Source organism: Italian clover phyllody phytoplasma str. MA1 (assembly GCF_000300695.1).
Classification (GTDB): Bacteria; Bacillota_I; Bacilli_A; order Acholeplasmatales; family Acholeplasmataceae; genus Phytoplasma.
In genome coordinates, this window is record NZ_AKIM01000017.1 from 1 (window position 1) to 7,528 (window position 7,528).

Consider the following 7,528-nt stretch of genomic DNA (forward strand, 5'->3'; position numbering starts at 1 on the left):
AAAAAAAAAAAAAAGTTAGACAAAAATATATTTAAAAGTTAAATGTTTTTCGTTAAAATATGATAGTATATTTATTATATAGATTATATAGATAATTTTTATATTTTAACGATGTTAAAATAATATGTTAAATAATTATTATTTTCTAAAGAAAGATTGTTAAAGAATGAAAAATATCATTAAAAAATCAGCCAATTTCTTAACTGTTTTTCGTATCTTGTTGGTTTTTTGCATGTTACCTTTAATGGTTATGATTTTAAATATAAAAAAAAAACAGCCAGATGGTGTAGAAACAACGCTAAGTTTGTTTTTTAATTTGATTTTTATCATCGCAGCTATCACCGATTATCTTGATGGTTATATAGCTAAAAAATTCCAACAACAAACAGTTTTTGGAAAATTTTTTGACCCAATAGCTGATAAGTTGCTTGTTATTATCACTTTTTTTCACATATATTTGTTAAGTAAACATAAATTTTTATTACCTGAAAAAAGTGATAATAAAAGCGTTGAAACAGGAATCGTCATTATTATAATAGCCACTATTATAAGAGATTTGATCATTACGGGAGTACGTTTGGTCGCTGTTGAAAAAAAACATATTATTTCCGCTTCTTTTTTAGGAAAATTAAAAACTGTTTTCACTTTTATAACTATTATTTTTTTATTATTTGTTCAACAAATATACCCGTATATTTGGGAACCTTTTGTAAAATTATCAATAAGTTATTTTATTAATGTTTTATCAGGCATAAACATTTTTTTAATCTTCGTTTCAGGAATGTTTTATATAATTAACAATTTTAAATTTATTAGGTCTAATTTCGTCCAAAACTAACTATCTCTACTCAAATAACTAAAAAAATATTTATATTAAAATATATCGAAAATAACCAAAGGAATGAAACAAAATTATGAATAACGAAAAAGTTAAAAACGAAAAAAGCAAAATAGAAAAAACTAAACAAGAAGTGAAGACAAACGAAGAAAATAAAGAAGTGATTGAAAAAACAATTAAAGAAATTGAACAACGTTTCGGCAAAGGGAGCATTATGAAGTTAAATTCGGAACAAACTGATAAAATCCAAGTTATTCCGACCGGTTCTTTAACTTTGGATATTGCTTTATCAATCGGTGGTTTTCCTAAAGGTCGTATTATTGAAATTTTTGGACCTGAAAGTTCCGGAAAAACAACTTTAACTTTACACGCAATAGCGGAAGCTCAAAAACAAGGAGGGAATGTCGCTTTTATTGATGTGGAAAACGCTCTGGACCCTAATTACGCTAAAGCAATAGGAATAGATTTAGACAATTTCATTATTTCTCAACCAGATTCAGGCGAAAAAGCTTTAGATATCGTCGAATCTTTAGTTAAAAGCGAAATTTTCAGTTTAATAGTTGTTGACTCTGTGGCTGCTTTAGTGCCGGAAGCTGAATTAAAAGGTGAAAGCGGCGATTCTTTTATGGGTCTTCACGCCAGAATGATGGGACAAGCAATGAGAAAGCAATCGGCTATCGTTTCTAAAACTAACACTATCGTGATTTATGTGAATCAATTAAGAGAGAAAGTGGGAGTGATTTACGGCAGTCCTGAAGTAACTCCAGGCGGTAAAGCTTTAAAATATTTCGCTTCTTTAAGGCTAGATATTAGAAAGTCTGAATTCATCAAAGAAGATGGTACTTTTATCGGTATTCGTTCCAATGTTAAAGTAGTGAAATCTAAGGTTTCTTCTCCTTTCAAAGTTGCTCAATTAGAAATTATGTACGGGAAAGGAATTGCTAAAGAAGGTGAAATTTTAGATTTAGCGGTTGATCTTGAATTAGTCCAAAAAAGCGGCGCTTGGTATAGTTATCAAAATAAACATATCGGTCAAGGAAAAGAAAAAGCTAAAGAATTTTTATTACAAAACCCTGAAATAGCGAAATCTTTAGAAGAACAAATTAAAAAAAGTTATAAATTGCTATAAATAAATATCCTGTTTAAAAAAAATTTAACAATAGAAAGGTCTTTATATGAAAGAAACAAACAGCCTTTTTAAAGGGGCGAATTGGAATAAATTAGAAGACGAGTTTACGCAATATTTTTATGAACAAAATTTAAGTCAATTTTGGCGTCCTGAAGACATCAGTCTTCAAAGCGATTTAATTGCTTGGCAAGCACTCTCTCCTGAAGAAAAAAAAGCCTATTCAAGGAATTTATTAGTTTTGACTTTTCTAGATACTTATCAAGGTGATATCGGTATGCCGGTTATTCTTCGTTCTTGCTTACCTTATGAACATCAAAAAAAAGCGACCCTTAATTTCATGGGAGCAATGGAAAATGCTGTTCACGCGAAAAGTTATTCTAATATTTTTATGACTTTTTTAAATAAAGAAGAAATAAATCAATTATTCGCTTGGGGCGAAGAACAAAAAAATTTACAAAACATTTTAAATATTATTGTCGGCATTTACGAAAATTTAGAAAAAAAAATCGTTATTAATAAATATGAAAACGAACAAAGCGATAATAAAACTTTTAACGAAATTAAATGGAAAAGTATGGTTGCTTCTGTTTTTCTTGAAACTTGGTTGTTTTACAGTGGTTTTTATTATCCTTTATATTTCTACGGTCAAGGTCAATTGATGCAAGCTGGAGAAATGATTAACTTGATTATCCGAGATGAAAGTGTTCATGGCGTTTATGTAGGTCGTTTAGCTAAAGAATTATATTATAACTTTTCCAAAGAACAAAAAACATATTTAAAAAAATGGTTAGATGATTTATTGGACAATTTATATGAAGAACAAAAATCTTTAGCTCATGAAATTTATCAAGAAGTTGGTTTGATAGAAGATGTTAACACCTTTGTTCGTTATAATGCTAATAAAGCGTTAATGAATTTAGGTTTTGAACAAAAATTCCCTCAAGAAAATATTAATCCTGTAGTTTTAAACGGACTTAATACTGAAACTAAAACTATGGATAACTTTTCCATGAAAGGGAATGGTTACCAAAAAATGAAATCAGAAAGCCTCAAAGACGAGGATTTTATTTTTTAAAAAATCTTGCCTTAAAATAGATATTATTAAAAAAAGTCTTATTAAATAACTTGTTGTTTTTTATAAAAAATAAAAAAGAAAGAAAATTCTTTAAAAGAGTTTTCTTTCTTTTTTATATTAATTTTTTGTATTAATTTAATTTTTATTTAATGATAATTTAAATGGCAGGGATATCAGGATTCGAACCCGAACAAGCGGTTTTGGAGACCGTTATGCTACCGTTGACATCATATCCCTTAAAATGTTTTAAAATAATAATTTTTAATATTAATGGTACGGGTGACAGGACTTGAACCTGCACGCCAAAAGCGCTAGATCCTAAGTCTAGTGCGTCTTCCATTCCGCCACACCCGCAGATTAGTTTAAAGTTGTCGCATTTATGTTGTTAGCGTTGGCAGGCCCAGCTGGATTTGAACCAACGAATGACGGAGTCAAAGTCCGTTGCCTTACCACTTGGCTATGGGCCTACAAAAGAAAAAGATATAAAGATAAAATAATAAAAATAATAAATTGGGGCGGCTGATGGGAATCGAACCCACGCGTGTCGGCTCCACAAGCCGCTGCGTTAACCACTTCGCCACAACCGCCATAAAAATACATCCAAAAATAATGTATCAAATAACAACATTTATTATTATACATTATTTTTTAAAAAAAAGTAATCAAAAAATAATACATAATATTAAAAAAATAAATTATCACTCTCCCCTTGACATTGCCAAAATGATTTGTTATAATAAAAATGAAATCATTAATAATATTAAAATAAATAATAGAAAAGGAGATAAATATAAAAATGTTTGTTAATGCAATTGATAAAAATAACGATTTATTAGAAAATTTATTAGACTATTGGAAAAGCGTTTCTTTTGGCGAGAATTCTCATTCTTTTATGAGAACCGATATTAAAGAATATCCTCAACATTATGAATTGATTAGCGAATTGCCTGGTTTTAAAAAAGAAAATATTAAAATAAGCTTAGAAGAAGGATGGTTAATCATTGAAGCTCATCCTCATCAAGAAAAACCATCAAAAGACGTGCAAAAAAACGAAAGCCAACCTGAAGTTAATTTTTTAAGACAAGAAAGAATTAGAGGTATTATTAAACGTAGTTTTAACATAGGTGAAGATTTTTCTATTGAAGATATTGACGGTTCATTAAATAATGGTTTATTGACAATTATTATTAAGAAAAAACCTGAAAAGACTCGAAAAGAAAAACAATATTTAGAATTAAAATAATTCTTATAAATAAAAAAAAATCAAAATATAATTATTTTGATTTTTTTTTATTTACTCTATAGAAAGATTAATTTTTTAATTGTTTATTCGTCTTATCCACTAAAAGGGCTTTAACAAAAGGCAAATCTTTTGGGTCAATATATAAGGCGTTTTTTTGATCATCATAATAAGAAAAAGAATTATCATTCATAGGCATGTTGTTTAACATAAATAACTGCATTTCAGAAACGTTTTTTAATTGATCAAATATTTTTTTCAAACTTTCAGGAATCTGTTTATTGATCGTTTCTTCGAAGAAAGAAAGGTCAATAGGTTTTTTGTTAACATTTTCTCCTTCTTGAGAATTATTACCATTATTATCGTTATAATTGTTATTATTATAATTGTCGTTCTTTCTTTGTTTTTTTTTGTTACCGTTAAAATTAAAACTATTTTTAATACTGTTTTTCAATAATTCTTTTTCTAAAAGTTCTAATTTTTGTTTTAATAATTCTTTTTCAAAGAAATTTTGTTGTTGGTGTAATTCTATTTTGCTTTCTAATTTACTTTGATATAATTCTAACCTAATTAAATCAATATCTTTATCTTTTTCTCTGGAATTTTTTGTTTCTTCTTTTCTCTTCATGTCCAAAATAGTTAATTCTATTAAAGATAAGTTTTTATTTTTATATACATCATCTGATAATTGGTTTTGAATGGAAATTTGCGGATTTTCGTTATTAATATCGTTTTTTTCTTTTTCTTCTCCGAAGAAAAAATTCAAAAGAAACAAAATAAAACGCATTAATAACTTAACTAGTTTTTGAAGCGGTCCGGCCAAAATAATACTCGATAAAATCAAGTATTGACCCCAATAAGTTTTTAAATGATTAGAAATGTTGTTCCAAATTTCATTCACCACAGTAAATTTCACCTTTTGAACCTTTTTTATTTTTTTTAAATAACTTAAAAAACTAATGCTACAATATTATTGTAGCATTAGTTTTTTAAATTAACAAATTATTATTATTTTTATAATATATTTTTTATGTAACTTTTTGATTTTTTTAGCGCACGCCAATACAATAAAATTAAAATATGTGATTCTGTTTATAAATTTATAATAAAGAAGAGGGGAATTATCATGTCTGAACATAAATATTTACATCAATTAAAAGATTTTAAAGATGGTTTTAAGTCTTTTATCAATAAAGGGGACATTATCAAATTAGCTATCACCATCGTGATAGGGCAGTTATTTAGCAAAATGGTGAGTTCCTTGACTACTGACATCATTATGCCTCCTATTGTTTGGTTTTTTAACGGCAAATTTACCTTAAATGAACTAAAAATAACTTTAGGAGGGGAGAACGCTATTAATTATGGTAAATTTTTACAAAACGTTTTTGAATTTTTTATGGTCGCTTTCGTTATTTATGTTTTTGTGTATCATGGTAAAAAATATTTAAAAACCAAGAGCTCTTCTAACGTCAAAGAATTTAAAAGCGACGATATCAAAAAATTAGAACAAGAAAAAGTAACTTTACTAAAAGAAATTAAAGACTTGCTTCAAAATCCTCCAAAATAATATAATATAGTTAAAAATGCTCTTAATATGGGGATATTTTTCAATTGAACAAATTATCTATAAACTTTATTGTTATATGATGATATTTTAAAAAAAGGTAATATATACGTCAATTTATGAAAAAAATTTATTCTTTCCGTTGGATACTATTTGTCTTCTTTTGTATGATGGTTTATTTTCGCCTAACAAAAGGGGAATGTCAAACAAAGAAACAATTTATCGAAAAAAGGATACAAATTTTAACAGATTCATTGAAGGAAAAAAACAACATTATTCAAACGCAAGAATTGATCATTAAAGAAAATCAACAACAAATCATTAAAAAAGACCATAATTTATGTTTTTACAAGAAAAAGATTAAATTATTAACGAAAGAGAAGGAAGAAATTAAAAAAGATTTATCTTCTATCACTAATGCTTTAATCGAAAAAGCTAATGAAATAGAAGAATTAAATAATCTTTTTTCCTAAAATAACTTCTCAAAAAAAATGTTAATGATTATTTAATGGAGTTATAATTTAAATATCAATTCAAATTAAAAAAATCCTCCAATATAAAACAAAAAAACTATTTATGAATTGTCTTTTTCATAAATAGTTTTTTTGTTTTATATTGGTAAATATCATTAATATTTTAAAAATTCATTAATCTTTTTGGTAATTATTTAGGAAAAGTCGGCCATAAAGTGCTTATAGTATCAGAAACTGCATCATCTATGTCTTTAGTAAAAGAATCAAAAATAAAAAAATAACTAGATTTGTAAGAGCTTTTTACCGTGGTTATAGTATTTTTAACAATGTTAGTTAATATAGAAGTCACTATATCTTTCATCCAATCGCCATCGTATTTAAAAATGTTAAAAAAATCAGTTTTAACTTCAGCCCATTCATCTATGGATAAATAGTTATTAATAATATCATTTACTACGTTTTGAATCATTTTTTTGGAAGTTTTATCGCTGTGCTGAGCCTCAGCATAATCTTTTAACTCATCAACAACCTTAGCCATTCCTATTTTAATTTTGTCGGCGAAAGAATCATTAACAGTTTCTACAATATCTGATATATCATCTTGAAGGCGAATATTGTGTGCAATTTGTGTTTGTTTAGGTTCTTCATTAGTTTGAGCAAAAATTTTCTGCGTAAACAAAAGTAAAGACATTAATAAAAAAGCATTTAACATTAAGAAAAATAAATAACTATTTTTTATTTTTTGATTAAACAAAAATATATACCTCTATTTTCTTTTATTTTTTTTATATTGTGTTTTTATCTTCTTGTATGATTATATTATAACACGCTTTTACATAAAAAACAAATTTTTACTTCTTAAAAGGATAAAAAAAATCCATATCTCTAAGAAAAGACCATTTTAATGATAATAATATTAATCTTTTTAATAAAAAACCTTTTAAAGTGATTAAAAAAGTTTTTTTTATCGGTTAAAAATTCTTAATAAAATTAAGACTGAAAAAAGTATTTCTTGAGCCATTATTTTAGTTTTAACGCTTTAATTGAGATCAAAAAAATAAGGGTTATAATTACGGCATAAAAACTCATATGAAAGATATGGAGTGGGTGAACTTGAGCTGTTCCGTTTTTTCATACAACTTTTTATTTTAAAATGACTCTTTAAGACTAAAAATTAATAGATAATTTCCTATCTTTTCAAACTAA

8 protein-coding genes and 4 tRNA genes are annotated in these 7,528 nt (G+C 26.3%); 6 read left to right on the forward strand and 6 right to left on the reverse strand.

The window, feature by feature from the left end:
* Positions 1-166 precede the first annotated feature (166 nt).
* From pgsA to nrdF, 3 genes are all read left to right on the forward strand, one after another.
* Entirely contained in the window at positions 167-838 is a 672-nt protein-coding gene (gene pgsA, locus RI01_RS01035; RefSeq protein ID WP_017192811.1) for a CDP-diacylglycerol--glycerol-3-phosphate 3-phosphatidyltransferase, read from the forward strand.
* A 76-nt stretch (positions 839-914) separates the two neighbouring features.
* Positions 915-1,967: a recombinase RecA gene (recA, locus tag RI01_RS01040; protein WP_017192812.1), complete on the forward strand. Its 1,053-nt coding sequence runs from the start codon at positions 915-917 to the stop codon at positions 1,965-1,967.
* A gap of 46 nt (positions 1,968-2,013) precedes the next feature.
* On the forward strand, positions 2,014-3,042 hold the full coding sequence (gene nrdF, locus RI01_RS01045) for a class 1b ribonucleoside-diphosphate reductase subunit beta (RefSeq protein WP_017192813.1): 1,029 nt from the start codon (positions 2,014-2,016) through the stop codon (positions 3,040-3,042).
* A gap of 162 nt (positions 3,043-3,204) precedes the next feature.
* Here nrdF and RI01_RS01050 read toward each other — a convergent pair.
* The 4 genes from RI01_RS01050 to RI01_RS01065 form a co-directional block, all read right to left on the reverse strand.
* Positions 3,205-3,279 (reverse strand) — tRNA-Trp (locus tag RI01_RS01050).
* A 34-nt stretch (positions 3,280-3,313) separates the two neighbouring features.
* A tRNA-Leu gene (locus RI01_RS01055) sits at positions 3,314-3,396 on the reverse strand.
* Between the two features lie 38 nt (positions 3,397-3,434).
* Positions 3,435-3,509 (reverse strand) — tRNA-Gln (locus RI01_RS01060).
* A 44-nt stretch (positions 3,510-3,553) separates the two neighbouring features.
* A tRNA-His gene (locus tag RI01_RS01065) sits at positions 3,554-3,629 on the reverse strand.
* Positions 3,630-3,838: 209 nt separating this feature from the next.
* Between RI01_RS01065 and RI01_RS01075 the strand changes: the two genes are divergently transcribed.
* The gene (locus RI01_RS01075) at positions 3,839-4,285 is read left to right on the forward strand and encodes an Hsp20 family protein (RefSeq protein WP_017192815.1); all 447 of its coding nucleotides are present in this window, start codon (positions 3,839-3,841) and stop codon (positions 4,283-4,285) included.
* Between the two features lie 67 nt (positions 4,286-4,352).
* Here RI01_RS01075 and RI01_RS01080 read toward each other — a convergent pair whose 3' ends face one another.
* Positions 4,353-5,183, reverse strand: coding sequence for a hypothetical protein (locus RI01_RS01080; RefSeq protein ID WP_235728174.1), 831 nt, complete (start codon positions 5,181-5,183; stop codon positions 4,353-4,355).
* A gap of 225 nt (positions 5,184-5,408) precedes the next feature.
* Between RI01_RS01080 and mscL the strand changes: the two genes are divergently transcribed.
* Both mscL and RI01_RS01090 read left to right on the forward strand, forming a co-directional pair.
* Positions 5,409-5,852 carry a large conductance mechanosensitive channel protein MscL gene (mscL, locus tag RI01_RS01085; RefSeq protein ID WP_017192817.1) on the forward strand — a complete coding sequence of 148 codons (444 nt, stop codon included), beginning with the start codon at positions 5,409-5,411 and terminating at the stop codon, positions 5,850-5,852.
* Between the two features lie 116 nt (positions 5,853-5,968).
* Positions 5,969-6,322: a hypothetical protein gene (locus RI01_RS01090; RefSeq protein ID WP_017192818.1), complete on the forward strand. Its 354-nt coding sequence runs from the start codon at positions 5,969-5,971 to the stop codon at positions 6,320-6,322.
* Positions 6,323-6,512: 190 nt separating this feature from the next.
* Here the strand turns inward: RI01_RS01090 and RI01_RS01095 are convergent, their stop codons facing one another.
* A complete protein-coding gene (locus RI01_RS01095) occupies positions 6,513-7,076 on the reverse strand; it encodes a hypothetical protein (RefSeq protein ID WP_017192819.1) in 564 nt (187 codons plus the stop codon).
* Positions 7,077-7,528 lie beyond the last annotated feature (452 nt).